10 protein-coding genes are annotated in these 17,736 nt (G+C 71.6%); 2 read left to right on the top strand and 8 right to left on the bottom strand.

The features are described from left to right. Positions 1-49: 49 nt before the first annotated feature. The 6 genes from ACFYPN_RS22090 to ACFYPN_RS22115 are packed head-to-tail and all read right to left on the bottom strand — an operon-like array spanning position 50 to position 14,186. Positions 50-328, bottom strand: coding sequence for a phosphopantetheine-binding protein (locus tag ACFYPN_RS22090; protein ID WP_358763862.1), 279 nt, complete (start codon positions 326-328; stop codon positions 50-52). Next, entirely contained in the window at positions 325-531 is a 207-nt protein-coding gene (locus ACFYPN_RS22095) for an MbtH family NRPS accessory protein (protein ID WP_358763860.1), read from the bottom strand. The genes ACFYPN_RS22090 and ACFYPN_RS22095 overlap by 4 nt, the downstream gene beginning before the upstream one ends. Next, positions 528-3,668, bottom strand: a complete 3,141-nt coding sequence (locus tag ACFYPN_RS22100; RefSeq protein ID WP_389300341.1) for an amino acid adenylation domain-containing protein — start codon at positions 3,666-3,668, stop codon at positions 528-530. Before ACFYPN_RS22100 ends, ACFYPN_RS22095 begins: the two co-directional genes overlap by 4 nt. Continuing rightward, positions 3,665-5,182: a class I adenylate-forming enzyme family protein gene (locus tag ACFYPN_RS22105; protein ID WP_389300344.1), complete on the bottom strand. Its 1,518-nt coding sequence runs from the start codon at positions 5,180-5,182 to the stop codon at positions 3,665-3,667. Before ACFYPN_RS22105 ends, ACFYPN_RS22100 begins: the two co-directional genes overlap by 4 nt. After that, entirely contained in the window at positions 5,179-10,902 is a 5,724-nt protein-coding gene (locus ACFYPN_RS22110) for an amino acid adenylation domain-containing protein (protein ID WP_389300346.1), read from the bottom strand. Before ACFYPN_RS22110 ends, ACFYPN_RS22105 begins: the two co-directional genes overlap by 4 nt. Then, positions 10,899-14,186: an amino acid adenylation domain-containing protein gene (locus tag ACFYPN_RS22115; RefSeq protein WP_389300349.1), complete on the bottom strand. Its 3,288-nt coding sequence runs from the start codon at positions 14,184-14,186 to the stop codon at positions 10,899-10,901. The genes ACFYPN_RS22110 and ACFYPN_RS22115 overlap by 4 nt, the downstream gene beginning before the upstream one ends. 861 nt (positions 14,187-15,047) lie before the next feature. On the opposite strand from ACFYPN_RS22115, the gene ACFYPN_RS22120 reads away from it, so the two are divergent. Next, a complete protein-coding gene (locus ACFYPN_RS22120; protein WP_358763850.1) occupies positions 15,048-15,827 on the top strand; it encodes an isoprenyl transferase in 780 nt (259 codons plus the stop codon). 143 nt (positions 15,828-15,970) lie between these two features. Here the strand turns inward: ACFYPN_RS22120 and ACFYPN_RS22125 are convergent, their stop codons facing one another. Both ACFYPN_RS22125 and ACFYPN_RS22130 read right to left on the bottom strand, forming a co-directional pair. After that, the gene (locus ACFYPN_RS22125) at positions 15,971-16,252 is read right to left on the bottom strand and encodes a hypothetical protein (protein ID WP_389300352.1); all 282 of its coding nucleotides are present in this window, start codon (positions 16,250-16,252) and stop codon (positions 15,971-15,973) included. A gap of 89 nt (positions 16,253-16,341) precedes the next feature. Beyond that, positions 16,342-16,755, bottom strand: coding sequence for a hypothetical protein (locus ACFYPN_RS22130; protein ID WP_389300355.1), 414 nt, complete (start codon positions 16,753-16,755; stop codon positions 16,342-16,344). Positions 16,756-16,942: 187 nt separating this feature from the next. On the opposite strand from ACFYPN_RS22130, the gene ACFYPN_RS22135 reads away from it, so the two are divergent. After that, positions 16,943-17,704 (top strand): isocitrate lyase/phosphoenolpyruvate mutase family protein, encoded by a 762-nt coding sequence (locus ACFYPN_RS22135; protein ID WP_358763844.1) that lies wholly within the window; start codon positions 16,943-16,945, stop codon positions 17,702-17,704. Positions 17,705-17,736: the final 32 nt, after the last annotated feature.

Here is a 17,736-nt window from a genome sequence, read left to right on the forward strand (position 1 = left end):
CAGGACCGCCGCGGGAACCGCCACGAGGTCCGCAGCGGGGACCGCCGGCTCACTCACGGGGCTGTCCGGCGTCCGCGGCGTCGACCCGGGCGGCCAGCGTGTCCACGGTCTCCCGGTAGAACGACGGGTCGGCGAGATCGACCTCGACACCGAACTCCTCCTCCAGGGCGTCGGCCAGCCTCAGCAGGCCCAGTGAGGTGACTCCCACCTCGGTCAGAGTCGCCCGGGAGCCGAGGAGTTCGGTCGTGCCGATCTGCCCGTCCATGGCCTCGCGGATCAGCGCGGCGAGCCGTGCGCGCGTCCCGGTGGCAGGGGCGGCGGCGCTCACAGCTGTTCCTGCTCCGCCAGCCGCCGACGCAGGCTCAGCGGCCTGATGTCGGGCCAGACCTCGTCGACATGGACGACGCACTCGTCCTCCGTGCCGCTGAATCCGTCCGGCCGCCACCCCTGCGGCGGGAGCGACTCGGCCGGCCACAGGGCGTGCTGCTCCTCCTCGTTGACCACCACCTGGTAGCGGATGCTCGCGTTCATCTGTTCTCCTCCATGAGGTCGGTGACGCATGCTGCGACGCCGTGGACGGTGGGGCTGTCGAAGAAAACGTCGAAGGGGACCGACACACCCAGCTCCTTGCGGATGCGGCCCGCGATCGAGGTGATCGTCAGTGAGTGGCCGCCCAGGTCGAACAGGTCCTCGTCGGGTCCGAGGTCCTCCAGGTCGAGCACGTGCCGCCAGATCGCCAGCACGGCGGCGACCACTCCCCGCTCCCCGCCACCGGTGACCTGCTCGTCCGTCGTCTCGCGGCTCCGCGGCGGCTCCGGCAGACGGGCCCGGTCGAGTTTCCCGTTGGGAGTGAGCGGAAGCGCGTCGAGCATCACGTACACGGCGGGCAGCGCGGCCGCCGGCAGACTCCGGGCCAGACGGGCCCGCAGGGCGTCGGAAGTCGGCACCGGGCCGACCGGTGCGGGCACGACGTAGGCCACGAGCCGGCCCTGGTCGCCGTCCGCCCCCTCACGGAGCACGGCCAGGGCCTGAGCCACCCCCGGATGAGCGCACAGCGCGGTCTCGACCTCGCCGAGCTCGACCCGGTGTCCGCGGATCTTGACCTGGGTGTCGGACCGGCCCGCGAACTCCAGCCTCCCGTCGGTCCGGAGCCGGACCAGATCCCCGGTGCGGTAGAGCCGGGAGCCGGGCGGCCCGAAGGGATCGGGCACGAACCGGCTCGCGGTGAGCCCCGCCCGCCCGCGGTACCCGTGCGCGACACCGCTGCCCCCGATGTACAGCTCGCCGGTCGTCGCGTACGGCAGCGGACACAGAAACTCGTCCAGGACGTACGTACGGGTGTTGGCCAGTGGGCCGCCGATGGTGACGGGGCCGTCCGCCCCGACATCGGCGGAAGTCGACCAGACCGTGGTCTCCGTCGGACCGTAGACGTTGACCAGCCGCCCCACCACGCCGCGCAGCGTGGCCGCAAGCGGCGCGGGCAGCGCTTCCCCGCCGGAGAGCGCGACGAGAGCGGGGGCGTGCAGTCCGGCGGCGAGCATCAGCCGCCAGCCGCTCGGCGTGGCCTGCACATGGGTGAGCCCATGACGTTCGACGAGGCCGGTCAGCGCCTCGCCGTCGCGGTGCCGCCCCTCCGGCACGAGGACGACGCGACCTCCCGTGACGAGCGGGACGAAGAGCTCGACGGTGGAGATGTCGAAGGAGAGTGAGGTGAGGCCCAGCCAGCGGTCCCCGGGCCGCGCGCCGACTGTTTCGCCCATCGCGGCCAGCAGGTTCGCCAGCGCCCCGTGCGCCACCTCGACCCCCTTGGGCGTACCGGTGGAGCCCGAGGTGTACAGCACGTACGCGGGGTCTTCGAGGGCCGGCGGGGCCGGGGCGGGGGGTGGGGTGCCGGCCTCACCGAGAGGTTCCGGGGCGAGGACGCCGGGCCCGGAATCATTGGAGACCTGGAGGGCGAGACCGGAGTCGGCGCGGATGAACGCCAGCCGCTCCTCGGGGTGGTCGGGGTCGAGCGGCAGATAGGCAGCGCCGGCGGTGAGCACCCCGAGCACGGCGACGAGCTGGGCGGCTGACCGGGGCAGGGCGATGCCGATCAGGGTGCCGGGGCCGGCGCCCCGTCCGCGCAGCCGGTGCGCGAAACGGCGTACCGCCGCGTCGAGCCGGGCGTAGCTGATCTCGTCGTCACCCTCGACGACGGCGACGGCGTCCGGAGTGGCCGCGGCCTGGGCCGCGAACAGGGCGGGCAGGCTGACGTCGGCGTTGCCGGGCGCGGACGTGGTGTCGGTGAGCAGGAGCGCGAGCTCCTGCGGGGGGAGCAACGGCAGGTCGGCGATGGGGGTGTCCGGCGCGTCCAGCGCGCCGTCCAGCAGGGTGAGGAAGTGGGTCAGGACACGTGCGGGGGCTTCGGGGGCGAAGGCGGCCGTGCGGTACTGCAGGCTGCCTTCGAGCGCGTCCGGTGAGTCGACGAGCTGGAGGTGGGCGAGGTTGCGGGCGGTAGCGGCGAAGCCGATCCATTCGGTACGGACATCCAGCGCCTCACCGAAGCCGGGCTGCGCCGAGGTGGTGCGGCGCCGGTAGCTGAGGGAGAGCGGGCACAGTGCCGTGCGCGGCGTCAGCCCACGGACGGCACGACTCAGCGGCACCGGCCGGTGGGCGTACAGGGCGCGCAGTTCCTCGCGGACCTCGTGGGCGAACTCCCGGAACGGGGCGTGCGGTCGCGGGTGCGTGAAGAGCGGCAGTTCGTTGACGTGGAGCCCTGCCCGTCCGGGTGTGGCCGGGGCACGGGTCGAGAGCTCGACGGCGGTGACGGGCTCGGCGTTGCCGTAACGCAGCAGGAGCGCGTGCCAGGCAGCGGTCAGGAGTTCGAACCGGGTGAGGCCGAGCGCGGCAGCGGTGGCGGTCAGGCGGGCGTGCCGCCGGCCGTCGACCCGGAAGCCGGCAGCGTTCCCGGGAGCGGGCGCGACCGGTTCCACCAGGAAGTGCGCGGCCTGGCCCGGGAGGGCCGGAGCGGAGCTCTCCCGCCAGCGGCCGGCCCAGAACCGGGCCGCGGCGTCGACGGCCTGCCCGGTGAGAGCGGGTGCGGTGACAGCGGGCCCGGCGAGGGCGGGTGCGGACGCATGGGGTGTGTGCCGGTCCGAGGAAGCGGGGGCGGGGGCGGCGTTCTGGGTCGCGGCCCGGTAGTGACGCGCCAGCCCGGACACGTACACGTCCTTGGACTCGCCGTCGAAGACGATGTGGTGGGCGACCAGCAGCAACGTGTGACAACCGGGTCCGGTGGTGAAGAGGGTCGGGCGGACCAGGGCACCGTCCGGGGCGAACGCGGCGGCGGCCTCCTCCTCCTGGAGCTTCTCCAGGTCCGCGGGAGCGCAGGTGTGGTGCCGCACGGAGGGAACCGGCCCCGGGACCAGACACGGTCCGGCGGGGTCGACGCGGGCGGCGAGCACCGGGTTGTCGTGCACGAACCAGGTCCACGCGGTGTGCAGGGCCGCCAGGTCCAGCGGCCCCCGGAAGTGGAGCGCGACGCTGAGGTGATAGGCCGAACCGGTCCGCATCGCCTGTTCGGTGACCCAGACACCGTGCTGGGCCGGGTCCAGCGGGGTTGGGCCGAACCGGACGGGTCCGGGCACGGCTGGGCCGAGCGGAGCCGCGGAGGGTGTGGGCAGGGTCATGAGATCGCCTCGTCGTCCAGGAGCCGGTGCAGTTCACGTTTGAGGACCTTGCCGCCCTCGTTGCGGGGCAGGGTGGTGCGGAAGAGGAACCGGGCCGGGAGCTCGTGCGCCGCCAGCCGGTCCAGCAGGAAGGACCGCAGCCCGACAACGTCCAGCTCGCCGTGCCGGGGTACCACCACGGCCGCCACCACACTGCCCAGCACCGGGTGCGGGATCCCGAAGGCCGCGGCATCGGCGATCTGGGGATGGGCGTGCAGCGCGTTCTCCACCTGGATCGTGGAGACCTTGTAGGCCCCGGACTTCACCACGTCGCGTTCCCGGTCCAGCAGGTGGAGGTAGCCGTCGTCGTCCAGCATCCCGAGGTCGCCCATCCGCACCCACCGGCCCTGGAAGACGTCCGTGCCGCTTCCCTCCGGTCCGAGGTAGGAGCGGGGCGAGGCGGGAGAACGCAGCCAGATCTCACCGGCCTCGCCGGCGGGCACGGGGCGGCCGTCACGGTCGGTGATCCGCAGCTGGTCGAGCGCGGCCGGCAGACCGGGCGAGTCCGGACGGGCGGGATCGAAGAGAAGGGTGATCTGCGCGGGCGCGGCCTCGGTGGAGGTGTAGTAGTTGACGATCTGCGCACCGTCGAAGACGTGCGACAGGCGCAGCGCGACGGGCTGCGGCAGCGCCGCGGCGGTGGAGCCGACCAGCCGGACCGAGCTCAGGTCGCAGCGCGACAGGGCCGGGGAGGCCAGCAGCTCGATGGCGGTCGCCGGCACCAGGAACACGCTGCCGACCGTGTGCTCCTCGATCAGCCGGGCGAACCGCACGGGGGTGAACTGCGGGGCCGCGACACCGGTGGCTGCCGCGTTCAGGCAGTTGACGAGCATCGTCTGGCCGGCGTTCGTCCCGATGGGAAAGCTGTGGAGGAAAGTACGGGAGTGCCGCAGCGGCCTGCGTCGTTCGTCGAGGGTGCACCCGTGGGCCAGGTTGGCATGGGTCGCGCGGACACCCTTGGGCAGCCCGGTCGTGCCGGAGGTATAGAGGTACTGCGCGGGCGCGCCGGGAGCGGGCGGCGCGATGTCCGGCACCTCCTCGCCGGCCTCCGCCTCGATCAGGTCGCCCGGCGCCGCCCACACCCCCTCGGGAAGCCGCGGCGGCGGTCCGTCCGCCGCGTGCAGCACGGCGACCGCCCGGCAGTCGCTCAGGACATGCGCGGCGGCGGCCGGTGCCATGCGGTCGCTGAGCGGTACGGCGACCCCGCCGGCCCGCAGGACCCCGCAGTAGGCAACGGCGTACTCCGTCCAGCGGGTGCTCCCGTACCACAGCCCCACCGGCTCCCCGGGGCCGAGCCCGCGCGCGAGGAGCCCCGCGGCGAGGGCGGCGGAGCGGCGCTGCCAGCTGCCGAAGTCGAGGCTGCTCCCGCCGTTGCGCAGCGCGGTGCGGCCGGGGTGGAGTGCGGCGCGGTGGGCCAGCACCTCCAGCAGGGATCCGGGAGGCGGCGCGGCGGCCGCGCGCCGGGGGGCGGTCACCGCTGTGCCCCGGCCGGCACCGGATCATTACCGGCCTCCGGAGACGCTTCGCGTTTCTCCTTCGCCGCCGCCAGGGCCCGGGCACGCTCCCTGAGCCCGATCAGATCGTCCGGCTCGGCATCCGGCACGTCCAGGTCGAAACGAGCGAGCACCGGCCAACGCAGGGCGAAGGCCACCAGGACCAGCATGACGAGGCAGAACAGCAGGTACATCAGGCCGATTCCGCGTCCCGGGCCGGTCCCGATCACCCGGCCCACACTGCCCGCCAGCACCCCGTCCCCGGCCAGCAGCGGGTCGAACAGCTTGACGCCGAGGGGGGCGATGAGGCCGTGGCCGATCGGCAGTGTGGACCAGGCCACCAGTGTGTTCAGGGCGAAGACCCTGCCGTGGAACCGCTGCGGCACCTTCACCTGCACGATCGTCGAGTACACCCCGTTGACCATCGAGATGGCGCAGGCCATCCCGAAGGCTCCGGCGCCGATCACCCAGAGGTCGGCGCGCAAACCCGTCACCGCGCTCGCCAGGGCGAACACGGCGGCCAGCGCCAGCATGCCGCGCACCCGGTGTCTGCGGGGTCCGCCCCACACCCCCATGAGCACTCCACCCACGATGGCTCCGGCGCCGCTCGCCATAGCCACCCCGGCCGCGTCGTCCAGAGTGCCGAAGGACAGCACCAGCGGTGTCACCAGCAGGAAGAGGGGCGAGAGAAAAAGATTCAGAACAGCGAACCACAGCAGCATGGAGCGGAATCCACGGTTGTGCCAGGTGTACCTGAACCCCTGTTTGATCTCCTCGACCACCGGTTCCCGGCGGCTCCACGGCAGCGTTTGGGGGAACCTGACGCACAGCAGCACTCCCACGGCGACGACATAGCTGAAAATGTCGAGGACGAGCACGCCGCGCAGCCCGATGCCCGCCATCAGCGCGACCGCCACCAGCGGTACGACGAACTGCGCTGCGCCGAAAGCAAGTTGTACGGCTCCGTTGGCGTGTCCGAGGTACTGCTTCGGGACCAGTTGCGGGACGGCCGAACTGTAGGCGAGGCGCTGGAAGGTCAACGCCACGGACAGCACGGCGAGCAGTACGTACAGATACCAGGTGTCCAGTTGCCCGGCCAGCAGAAGGGTGAGCATGGCTACCTGGCTGAGTCCGGCGGTGATGTCACCGGCCAGCATGACCTTGCGGCGGTCGAAGCGGTCGACCACGGCTCCGGCCAGCGGACCGATGAGAATGCCCGGCAGCATCGCGACGACGGAGTAGAGCGCGAACCGGGTCATCGACCCGGTCTCCAGCAGAATCCAGATGGGCAGGGCGAATTCGGTGAGCGCGGACCCCATGATGGAGGCGAGCTGGCCGAGCACGACCGTGAGGAAGCGGGCCATGCCCGGTTCCGGCCCGTCCGTGTCCCGCGCCGGGGCGCCGGTCCGGTCGGACGGGCCGCCACCTCCGCGTGACCGGCGGGGGCCGGGGGCGCGGTCCGGTCCCTGGCCGGCCGCCGGCTCACGGTCCGCGCCGTCCGGCCCGGCCGTGTCCCGCGCCGGGGCGCCGGTCCGGTCGGACGGATCGGCGGCCGTCTCCGTAGGCCCCGTCTCCCCGTGGAACCACCACGCCGCGTCCGGAGTCCGCTCCGGCAGCGACGCGGTGGCCCCCTCACGCAGGGCGCGGTGCACCGTGGTGACCGCCTCGGCGACCTCCGTGGCCCGGTACTTGACGAAGAAGTGGCCGCCCTGGTCGATCACCGCGACCGCCGAGCGCTCGGCCAGCAGCAGCCACTCCTGGTAACGCTCCTGATAGAAGTCGGCAGCCGGATCGCGGTCACCCACCAGCGACACCAGGGGTGCGCGCAGCCGTGGTGCTCCCGCCTCCACGTCGGCTATCGCACCGGTGAAGTAGTCCTCCGCGGCCTGCGAGTCACGGCGCATGTTGCCCACGATGAACGCGGTCTGTTCGCGGTCGAGCTGGGAGGTGTCGACCCCCATCCCGGTGAGCCAGTTGACGTAGACCCGGTTTCCGAGCAGGGCCTCCAGGGAGGCGATCCGGCTCAGCGTGCCGAGCACACGGCTGCGCGGTCGCGCGAAGGGGAACTGCGCTCCGGCGTAGACCGCTTCGAGTTCCCGGCCCGACGCCTCCAGCAAACGCGCCGTCGCCACCGCCAGCGCGGTGCCGACGCCGCAGTGCCCGTACACGATCAGGGGGCCCTCGACACGTTCCTGTATTTCGGCGGCGAGCTTGCCGGCCAGTTCTCCGAACGGCAGGTGCTCCTCGGTGACGCCGACGTCGTGACCGGGTATCGCGACGGACCAGAGCTCGTAGTCGTCGGGAAGCAGGTCGGCGACGGGCTGGTAGACGACCGCGCTGCCGCCTCCGTACGGAACGCAGACCAAGGTGGCGCGCCGGCGACCGGCAGGGACCGCGGGGGTCAGCCGGTGCAGCAGTCTGCGGGGGCCCCGGGCGTCCTCGGGCAGTTCCGCCAGCGCCGCCAGGTCTCTGACGGTCCGGCAGGTGAACAGGTCCATCACGCTGACCGGGCGGGCCCCGGCCTCAGGCAGCAGGGTCCGTGCCCTGGCCACGACCTGGGTGGCGAGCAGCGAGTGCCCGCCGAGGTCGAAGAAGTCCTCGTCCGCCCCGACCTCGTCCAGTCCGAGCACCTCGGCCCAGATCGCGGCGAGCACCCGCTCGGCAGGGCTCTCGGGCGCGAGAGCGGCTCCCGGGGCTCGGTGCAGCTCCGGCTTCGGCAGCGCCCGGCGGTCCAGCTTTCCGTTGGGGGTGAGCGGCAGGGCGGGCAGGGCGGTGAAGGAGACGGGCACCATGTAGTCGGGGAGGACGAGCTTGAGCCGTGTCCGCAGCTCCTGTGGATCGAGGCCGTCCGGCCCGTCCTCCGTGACGAGGTAGGCCGCCAGCCGCTTGTCCCCCGGACTGTCCTCGCGCACGACGACGGCCGCCTCGGTCACGGCCGGCAGCGCGCGCAGGGCGGACTCGATCTCACCGGGCTCGATCCTGAGCCCGCGCAGCTTGACCTGCTGGTCGATCCGTCCGAGGTGTTCCAGCGTCCCGTCGGGGCGGCGCCTGCCCAGGTCGCCGGTCCGGTAGAGCCGAGAGCCGGGCGGGCCGTACGGGTCGGGGACGAAACGGCTCGCGGTCAGGCCGGGCCGGCGGTGGTAGCCGAGGGCGACACCGGTCCCCCCGATGTGGATCTCGCCCGGGGCGCCGGGCGGTACCGGCCGCAGCGCTCCGTCCAGGACGTACAGCCGGATGTTGTCGATCGGCCGCCCGATCGGCACCGTGTCCAGGATGCCCTCGCACTCCCACGAGGAGACGTCGACGGCCGCCTCGGTCGGTCCGTAGAGGTTTGCCAGCGCGCAGTCCGGCAGCAGGGCCCGGAAGGCACGTGCGGTGTCCGGCGGCAGCGCCTCGCCACTGCATACGACCCTCCGCAGCCCGGTGCACCGGCCGGCTCCTTCCTCGGCGAGGAAGAGCGGCAGCATCGAGGGGACGAAGTGGGCGACGGTGACGGGGACCGAGCGGATCAGTTCCTGGAGATGGGCGGCGTCCTTCTGCCCGCCGGGGCGGGCCAGGACGAGACGCGCCCCGGTCATCAGGGGCCAGAAGAACTCCCAGACCGACACGTCGAATCCGGCCGGAGTCTTCTGCAGTACCCGGTCGTCGGGGCCGATCGGGTAGCTCCGCTGCATCCAGAGCAGCCGGTTCACCAGGGCACGGTGGGTGTTCGGCACCCCCTTCGGTCGGCCGGTGGAGCCGGAGGTGTAGATCAGGTAGGCCGGATCGTCCGGCTGCGGCCCTGCACCCCGACTCGCGGCGGGAGCGCTCCCACGATGCGCATCGTCGTCCAGGTCCCCCAGGTCATCCACGTACAGCACAGCCGCGTCGCAGACCTCGGGTACGGGAAGCCCGCGCTGGGTGAGCAGGACGCGCGCTCCGCTGTCGGCGAGCATGAACTGCAGCCGCTCTGCCGGGTACTCGGTGTCCAGCGGGGTGTAGCAGGCGCCGGTACGCATCACGCCGAGCAGCGCCGTGACCAGGGCGTGCGAGCGTTCGGCGCTGACGGCGACCACGTCGCCGCGGGTGACTCCGGCCGCGATGAGCCGGCCGGCGATCCGGTCGGCGGCCTCGTCGAGTGCCGCGTAGGTGAGCGTGCCCTCGTCGGCGGTCACCGCCACCGCTTCAGGGGTGCGCGCGATCTGCTCGCCGATCAGGGACACCAGGGTGGCATCGGCCGGAAGCGTGACATCGGTGGCGTTGAACTCCTCCAGCTCCAACCGGCGTTCGTCGCCCGACAGGCAGTCCAGTTCGGACAGGGGCACGTCGGGGTGCTCGGTCACCGCGCGCAGCAGCCGGTCCAGGTGTCCCGCCATGCGGGCGACGTCCGCCTCGTCGAAGAGGTCGGTGTTGTAGTTGAAGGCTCCCCGCAGCCCGTCCGGCCACTCCATCAGGAACAGCTCGATGTCGAACCGCGTGCCGGCGGCCCGCAGGCCGTACGTCTCCGCGCCCAGTGCCCCCTTCGCGTCCCGCTGCTGAGCGGTCGCGTAGTTCTGTATGGCGAGCACGGCCTGGAACACCGGCGGTCTGGAGACGTCGCGCTCGACGCCCAGTTCGGTCACCAGCTGGGCGAACGGCAGCTCCTGGTGGGCGTAGGCATCCAGGCAGGTCTCCCGGGTCCGCTCCAGCAGCGCGGCGAAGCCCGGATCCCCGTCGAGCCGGGCCCGCAGGGGCAGCACGTTGACGAACATGCCGACGAGATCTTCGAGTTCGGGCTCCGGCCGACCGGCCACCGGGGAGCCCACCGCGAAGTCGCGCTGTCCGCTGAAGCGGGCGAGGAGCACCTGGAAGGCTGCGAGCATCACCATGTGGACGGTGGCACCGTGGGCCTTGCCGAGAGCGGTGACCCTGTCGAGCAGTTCTCGGCCCACCTGGAAGCCGTAGCCGGCCCCGTCGAACGTCTGCCGGGCGGGCCGCGGCCGGGCGGTGGGCAGCACGAGGGGCTCAACGCCGGCTAGTTCCCGAGCCCAGTAGGCCACCTCTGCGGCCATCGCGTCCCCGCTCAGCCGGTCGCGTTGCCACAGCGCGAAGTCTCCGTACCTGACCGGGAGTTCGGGCAGCGGATCCGGGTCTCCAGCGATCTGGGCCGCGTAACAGCGCAGGATCTCGGATATGAGGATCTCGCTGGACCAGCCGTCGCTGACACTGTGGTGCACCACGAGGAGCAGGATGTGCTCGTCGGGTGCGCACCGCACCAGAAGGGTCCGCAGCAGGGGGCCGGCGACGAGGTCGAAGGGCCGGGCTCCTGCCTCGTCCACCAGCCGTGCCGCGTGCGCCTCGTCGACGGCGTCGGCAACGGGCAGCGGAGCGGGCGCGGGCTCGGCGATCTCCAGGACGGGCCTGCCGTCGTCGGTCGCAGGGTACCGGGAGCGCAGAGTCTCGTGCCTGGCCACCACCATGTCCAGGGCGCGCTCCAGCGCCCCGCGGTCCAGTGGGCCACGCAGCCGCCGGGCCACCGGGATGTTGTAGGCGGCGGTGCCCGGTGCGAACTGCTCCATGAACCAGAGGCGTTCCTGGGCGAAGGAGAGCGGGGGCACCTCCCCGTCCTTTCGCCGGGGAACGACGGGCCGGGGCGCGGTGGTGAGGCCGGTCCGCAGCCGGCGGCTCAGCAGCGCGCGCTTGGCCTCGGAGAGACCTGCGGAGGATGTGGTGGTTTCGCTCATGACGGCGAACCGGTTCCTTCCAGGGAGTCCTCACCGGCAGACAGGAGGCTCGCGGCCTCGTCGTCCGAGAGGGCATCGATTTCGGCCACCAGGGCGGCTTCCACCGCTTCGGCGAAGGCTGCGGCCGTCCGGTGTGTGAACAGGGTGCGCAGGGGGACGGTGAGTTCAGCGGTTGCCCGGATCCGGGCGATCACCCTGGTGGCGAGCAACGAGTGCCCGCCGAGGTCGAAGAAGTCGTCCATCGCCCCCACCCGGTCGATGCCGAGCACCTCGCGCCAGATGTCCGCGACGAGTTCCTCCGCCTCGGTGCGCGGGGCCACGTATGCCTCGCGCAGCGCGGGGCGCTGGTCGGGGGCGGGCAGGGCGGCGCGGTCGAGCTTTCCGTTGGGCGTGAGCGGCAGCCGCTCCAGGACGAGTACGGCGTTGGGTACCAGGTGGGCGGGGAGGGATGCGGCGAGCGCGGCCCGCAGGGCGGAAGGGTCGAGGACCTCACGGCCTGGCTCACCACTGCCGGCTCCAGGAGCGTGCGGGCCCTCGGTGGGAGCTGCCGGGACCACGTATCCCACCAGGGCGTCCCCACGGGCGACGACCACCGCTTCCGCGACCCCCGGCTGTCGCATCAGCGCGTTCTCGACCTCGCCCGGCTCCACCCGGTAGCCGCGCACCTTGACCTGGCCGTCCAGACGGCCGAGGAACTCCAGCGCGCCGTCGTACCGGTGGCGGACGAGGTCACCGGTCCGGTAGCGGCGGGACCCGGGCGGTCCTTCGGGGTCGGGAACGAAGACACGGGCGGTGGCGCCGGGTCTGCCGGTGTATCCGTAACTCACCCCCGCGCCGGCGATCAGCAGCTCCCCGGGGGTGCCGGGCGGGACGAGGCCGCCCTGCGCGTCGCAGACCGTCACATGGACTCCGCCGATGGGTGCGCCGATCGGCGGGCGGGTGAGGGAGTCGGCCGCTGCGAGGTCGGCGGTCGTCGCGATGATCGTGGTCTCGGTGGGGCCGTAGGAGTTGACGAGCCGGACCCGGTCCCCGAACCGGGCCCGCCAGGCACCGACCGCGGTGGACCTCACCTGGTCGGCGCCCAGGATCATCAGCCGCAACGAGTCGGGCCATGCCACCGCGTCCAGGTCGCCGACCAGCTGGTGCCAGTAAGGGGTGGGCAGGTCCATGACCGTTACGTCGGCGGTGAAGGCGTGGCCGAGCTGGTCCGGCAGGGCGGCACCGGCTTCGGCGACGACCAGGGTGGCGCCTGCGGCCAGCGCCGGGAAGAGTTCCTCGGCGCTGGTGTCGAAGCTGAGCGAGGCGCAGTGCAGGACGCGGTCCGTGTGCGTGATGCCGTAGCCCTCACGCATCCACCGGACCCGTTGGGCGAGTGCGTGGTGCGGTACGAGGACGCCTTTGGGGGTGCCGGTCGAGCCCGAGGTGTAGATGACATAGGCGGGGTCGTCGGGACGGGTGACGGGAAGAACGGCTGCAGGGGAACTGCCGGACGCGCCCGGAGCACCGATCTGTTCGCCCATACTGACCGTGTCGGTGCTCACAGGATCACCGAGAGCCTCCTGCCCGTCGGCGGTCAGGGTCCGCACGCCTTCCGGAAGGAAGGGCGATCCTGCCCGGCCGGACGTGAGGACGACCCGGGTTCCGCTGTCCTCGATCATGAAGGCGATCCGGGCCGGCGGGTAGTCGGGGTCGAGCGGCACATACGCCGCACCGGCCCGCCAGGCGGCGAGCATCGCGACGACCGCGCGCGGGCCGCGCGGCAGCAGAACGCCGACGGTGTCGCCCTGACGAATCCCGTGGGCCGCAAGCCGCACGGCCAGCCGGCCGGCTTGCGACCACAGGGTGGCGTAGTCGAGAGACTCCTCGCGCCCCCGCAACGCGGTCCTGTCGGGTCCGTTGCGCACCGCCTCCTCGACGGCGGCGAGCACGGTCGGCGGTCCTGCGGCCAGGACCGGTCCCCGGCCCCGTTCCCGGAGGGCCGCGAGCTCCGACGCGTCCGCCATCGGCAGCCGGCGGACCGGCGTATCGGGGTCGGCCACCGCCGCGTGCAGCAGTGTCTCGAACCACCGGCCGAGCCGAGCCGCCCATGCGGCGTCGATGAGGTCCGTTCGGTATCCGAAAACGGCGACGACGTCCTCGCCGTCCCGCCGCACGTCCAGGGTGAGGTCGAACTTGCAGGCCTCCATGCCCGGGTCGAGTTCGGTGCAGGAGAGGTCGGCGAACGGTGTGGCACGCAGCAGACCCGCGTCCTGCGTGTGAACGGTCAACAGGGTCTGAAACAGTGGTGTCCGCCCCGGATCACGGTCCAGGCGCAGGGATTCGGCCAGACGCTCGAAGGGGATCCGTTCGTGGGTGAAGGCCCCGAGGACGGTACTGCGGGCCCGGCGCAGCAGATCGGCGAAAGCGGGGTCGCCGGAGAGGTCGGAGCGCAGCACCAGCGTGCGCGAGAAGTAGCCGATGACCTGCTCGGCCTCCGGGTCGGTGCGGCCTGCGGTGGGGACGCCTATGCAGAAGTCCTCCTGCCCGGTACAGCGGTGGAGGACCGTCTGGTAGGCGGCGAGCAGGACCATGAACGGAGTACAGCGCCGGGCACGGGCCAGCGCGTCCACCACGGGCCCGGCGCCGGTGATCACCTGTGTGTGGAAAGCACCGTGCGTGGAGGGCTGTTCGGGTCGCGGCCGCTCGAGGGGGAGCTCAAGGGCGGGGGCGTCGGCAAGGCGTTCCTGCCAGTAGGCGAGTGCTTCGCGCGTCTGCGGACCGTCCGCCTCCCGTGCCTCCGCGGCGGCCTGCGCACGGTAGGGGGGTGGCAGGGGCAGACCGGTGGCACGACCCTGCCGGTGGGCGGTGTAGTGCGCTGCCAGTTCCTCGCGGAGGATGTTGAGCGACCAGCCGTCGGCGACGATGTGGTGCAGGACCACGCACAGGACGTGCTCGCTGTCGCCCGTCCGGAAGAGGGACACCCGCAGCAGAGGCCCTTGTCCCAGATCGAAGCCACGGTTGGTGCGCTCGGCCAGCACCGCTTCCAGCCGGTGGTTCCCGGCCCTCAGGTCAAGGTGCTCGACGGCCACCGGAGCGGGCGCGTCGACCACCACGGCGGGGGCGCCGTCCTCGTCCGGAAAGCGCATGCGCAGCGACTCGTGCCGGGCCACCACCTCGTCGAACGCGGCCCCGAGGGCCGACTGCGCCAGATCACCGCTCAGCCGCAGCACGAGGGGGATGTTGTACGAGGGGTCGTCCGGCTCCATCTGGTGCAGAAACCACAGCCGTCTCTGCCCATGGGTCATGTCCGGACACAGAACTGGAACACTCATCGGGCTCCCCCGGGCGCGCACGCCGCAGGGCGTGATGAGCGGATGCTTGATGTCGAGCAGAACGAACAGTGAGCGGGATCCGGGCGGTACGAAGGCACTAGGGGGATCCGGCGACGTTGAGGCCGACGAGATCAAGCCAAACGTGGCTTCAGATGTTTCGATGTTATGAACAGCACACGTGCGAGTCAATACAACTTCCTTATTCATGAACGGAATTGAGCACTCCGATCCGTTGCCCGCACCCGGCCGCCAGAGGGAGGGATCAACGCGTCCGCAGTCAGCGACAGGATCAAACACGCAGGTGAGGACCCGCGTCCTCCGCACCGAGGCGGGTCCTGCCGCACCCCCCGGGCCCGACGATGCTGCGGAAGTCGCATCCGTACGGGTGCTTGAGGAGTTCCCTTCTGCGCAAGCAGCAGCGGTGTGACGTGCGGTCGGCATGCGGCACGCTGAGCCAGGAACGGAAACCGGCGTTCCAGGACGAAGGGGCCGTACTCCCCCTGGAGAGGCGCCGGTCAGCGTGCGGATTTCACGTCGCGTCCTGATTCCGGTTGACGTGGGCCTTCTTGATGTTCCCGCACCGAAATCGCCGGACCCGCAGCTGGAGTACGACGCTTCGTCCGGCGCTTGGGACAGCAGCGAGAAACCCGGGTGGTGCGAAGGCTCCGCCTCACCCTGCTTTCGCGCAGGCGCGCGGCCGGCGGTTCCAGTCGATCGCATCGAGCGCTGCGGCAGGAAATGCGGATGTCAGCAGCGAACCCGCTTCGGGCCAGGGAGGAAGGCGATACGGTGACGCTGATCTGGCTGCGCGGGTGAACAACGAAGGGGAACGGCGTGACGGTCAAGGCGGTCCGGTCGGCGTTGGAGAAGGTGTACGTCAGGAGGCTGGCCGGCAAGCTGAAGGGCGGGCCCCGGCCCGCGCACGTCGGGATCATGCTCGACGGCAACCGCCGCTGGGCCCGCGGACAGGGGCACACCGATCTGCGTGAGGGCTACCGCATGGGCGGAGCCAAGGTCAGCGACTTCCTTCGCTGGTGCGTCGAAGCCGACCTCGAGCACGTGACTCTGTGGATGCTCTCCGACGACAACCTCAACCGGCCCGCCGAGCAACTCGGCCCGCTGCTGGAAGTCATCGAAGAGACCGTGCAGAAGGTCTGCGCCACTCCTGGCCCGTGGGAGATCGAGATCATCGGAGCCCTGGACCTGCTGCCCGGGAACAGCGCGCAGAAGTTGAAGGACGCCGCCGGGCGGACCGCCGGCCGCGGCGGGATGCGCGTCGATGTCGCCATCGGCTACGGCGGCCGCCGGGAAATCGTGGACGCGGTCAGGGCCGCGTTCGAAAAGCACATCGCCGTGGGCGGCGACCCGATGGAACTGGTGGAGAAGTTCGACATCGAGCACATCTCCGAACACCTGTACTCCTCGACCGGGCGCGACACGACCGACTTCATCATCCGCACCTCCGGTGAGCAGCGGCTGTCCGGTTTCCTGCTGTGGCAGTCCGCCTACGCCGAGGTCCACTTCGTCGAGGTGCTGTGGCCTGCCTTCCGGCAGATCGATCTGCTGCGCGCCCTGCGGTCGTATGCGGCCCGCGAGCGCCGGTACGGCCGTTGACATCAGGCCGGGTGTGCGGTGTGCGCGTCGGTGAGGATCATCTCGATGGCCCGCTTCAATGAGCGGTCCTGGTCCTCGTCGTCGCTGCCTGGCGGCACGCCTCTCAGCTTCGATGACCCACTCGATGGTGTCGGGCCGGCGGCTCACCGATCAGCCCGACTGACCGCCGCCTCACCCGTACACCGGCTGCGCAGGGCGTAGCGGGTGATCCGGGCACGGGCTGTTTGTCCGCTGATGCCGAGGGCCTGGGCGACCGTCTCCCACGGCGCGTCGGCGGGGCCGATGTGGGGTGCGGCTCGGGTGGCCTCGCCGGCGGCCAGGTGCTCCAGAACGGCAACGGCGCGCAGTGCCACGAGCGACTGTTCGGCCACCAGGGCGGTGAGGTGGCCCTCGTGCTCGCTACCGGACTCCTCACGCTTCCACATGGCCCTCTCCCCGAACCGGCCGTATGCCGGTGCCATCCGGCGGCCGGCGTCGAACGCGGCGCGCCGGAGTCGAACGCAGCGCGCCGGAGTCAGTCAAGGTCGCCGGCGTTGACGAGGTGCGCCCTGAAGACGGCCGCGATGCGGGGACGGGGAGCGTCCGGGACGGGGGTGTCGGGAAAACCGTCCTCCACGCCCCATTCGGTGTTGAACACCATGGTGCTGCCTGCGGGGACCACGCTTTCGTGTAGCCAGAGGGCGAAGGCGGCGGCGGAGCGGGCGGTAACGTCCTTGACGGTGACACCCTCGGGTTCCAGCAGTGCCATGCCTTCCATCGGTTCGTCGTCGAGGGTGATCCCGAAGTCCGTCGATGTCCCGGTGACGGGGCCGTGAGTGCCCTCGTCGATACGGATGAACTCGGCGGGGTTGCGTGGGCGCAGGAGCGCTTCCAGGCCGGCGTAGGTCAGGCCCCAGGTCTGTCCGTCGGCCGGCGTGAAGATGTACATGGCTTGAGCGCGTAGGTACACACACGAGGAAAGCCGCCTTCCGGCGCCAACCTCGTACGCCTGCCCGACGAACTCCCCTTAGTGCTGGGCCAGGCCGGAGTGGCGGAGGTCGCCCGATCGATCACCCCGTTCGCCGACAAGGGTCTCCGGCTGATCACGGGAGCCAGGCAGGAGTAGCGTGCTGCTCATGGACTTTCGCACTACCGTTGAGCGCGCTCAACGCCTGAAGCAGTTGCATGCCGAGCACAAGCCGCTGGTGCTGCCGACCGTGTGGGATGTGTGGTCCGCGCGGACGGCAGCCGACGCCGGCTTCCCCGCGCTGACCATCGGCAGCCATCCGCTCGCCAACTCCCGGGGGGCCGACGACCACGAGGGGCAGACCTTCGAGGAGGTACTCGCCGCCGTCCGGCCGATCATCGCAGCGGTCGGCATCCCCGTCTCCGTGGACCTGGAGGCCGGGTACGGACAAGAGCCCGCAGACCTCATCGCCGGACTCGTCGACGTCGGCGGCGTCGGTCTCAACGTGGAGGACACGGTCCACTCCGAGGGCGGCCGCGTGCGCAGCACGCAGGAGCACGCGCGTTACATCGCCGGGCTGCGCGCGGCCGCCGACGACGCGGGGGTCCCGGTCTGGGTCAACGGGCGCACCGACCTCTTCCTGCACGCGGAGAAGCCCGCGGACGTCCTCGACGAGGCGGTCGAGCGCTTGCGGGCGCTGGAGCAGGCCGGTGCCGACAGCGTCTACCCCGTGCTCATTCAGGACGACGACGAGCTGCTCACGGCCGTGACGGGAGCCGTGAGCATCCCGGTGAACTCCACGGCACATCCCGTCACGCACGATCTTGAGCGCTTCCGGCGCTTGGGCGTCGGCCGCATCACCTACGGCCCACTGCTGCAACTCGCGATGACCGATGCCATGAAGACCATGCTCCGGCCCTGGGCGGTCTGACGAAGTGACCGTGTGGCGGGGCGCCAAGAAAA

Origin of the sequence: Streptomyces sp. NPDC005576 (genome assembly GCF_042871745.1) — a bacterium.
Classification (GTDB): Bacteria; Actinomycetota; Actinomycetes; order Streptomycetales; family Streptomycetaceae; genus Streptomyces.

What these genes read in the sequence shown, in the direction of transcription:
- ACFYPN_RS22115 (WP_389300349.1), bottom strand. Translation starts at nt 14,186, where the DNA reads ATGACCCATGGGCAGAGACGGCTGTGGTTTCTGCACCAGATGGAGCCG.
- ACFYPN_RS22135 (WP_358763844.1), top strand. Translation starts at nt 16,943, where the DNA reads ATGGACTTTCGCACTACCGTTGAGCGCGCTCAACGCCTGAAGCAGTTG.
- ACFYPN_RS22125 (WP_389300352.1), bottom strand. Translation starts at nt 16,252, where the DNA reads ATGTGGAAGCGTGAGGAGTCCGGTAGCGAGCACGAGGGCCACCTCACC.
- ACFYPN_RS22110 (WP_389300346.1), bottom strand. Translation starts at nt 10,902, where the DNA reads ATGAGCGAAACCACCACATCCTCCGCAGGTCTCTCCGAGGCCAAGCGC.
- ACFYPN_RS22095 (WP_358763860.1), bottom strand. Translation starts at nt 531, where the DNA reads ATGAACGCGAGCATCCGCTACCAGGTGGTGGTCAACGAGGAGGAGCAG.
- ACFYPN_RS22100 (WP_389300341.1), bottom strand. Translation starts at nt 3,668, where the DNA reads ATGACCCTGCCCACACCCTCCGCGGCTCCGCTCGGCCCAGCCGTGCCC.
- ACFYPN_RS22130 (WP_389300355.1), bottom strand. Translation starts at nt 16,755, where the DNA reads ATGTACATCTTCACGCCGGCCGACGGACAGACCTGGGGCCTGACCTAC.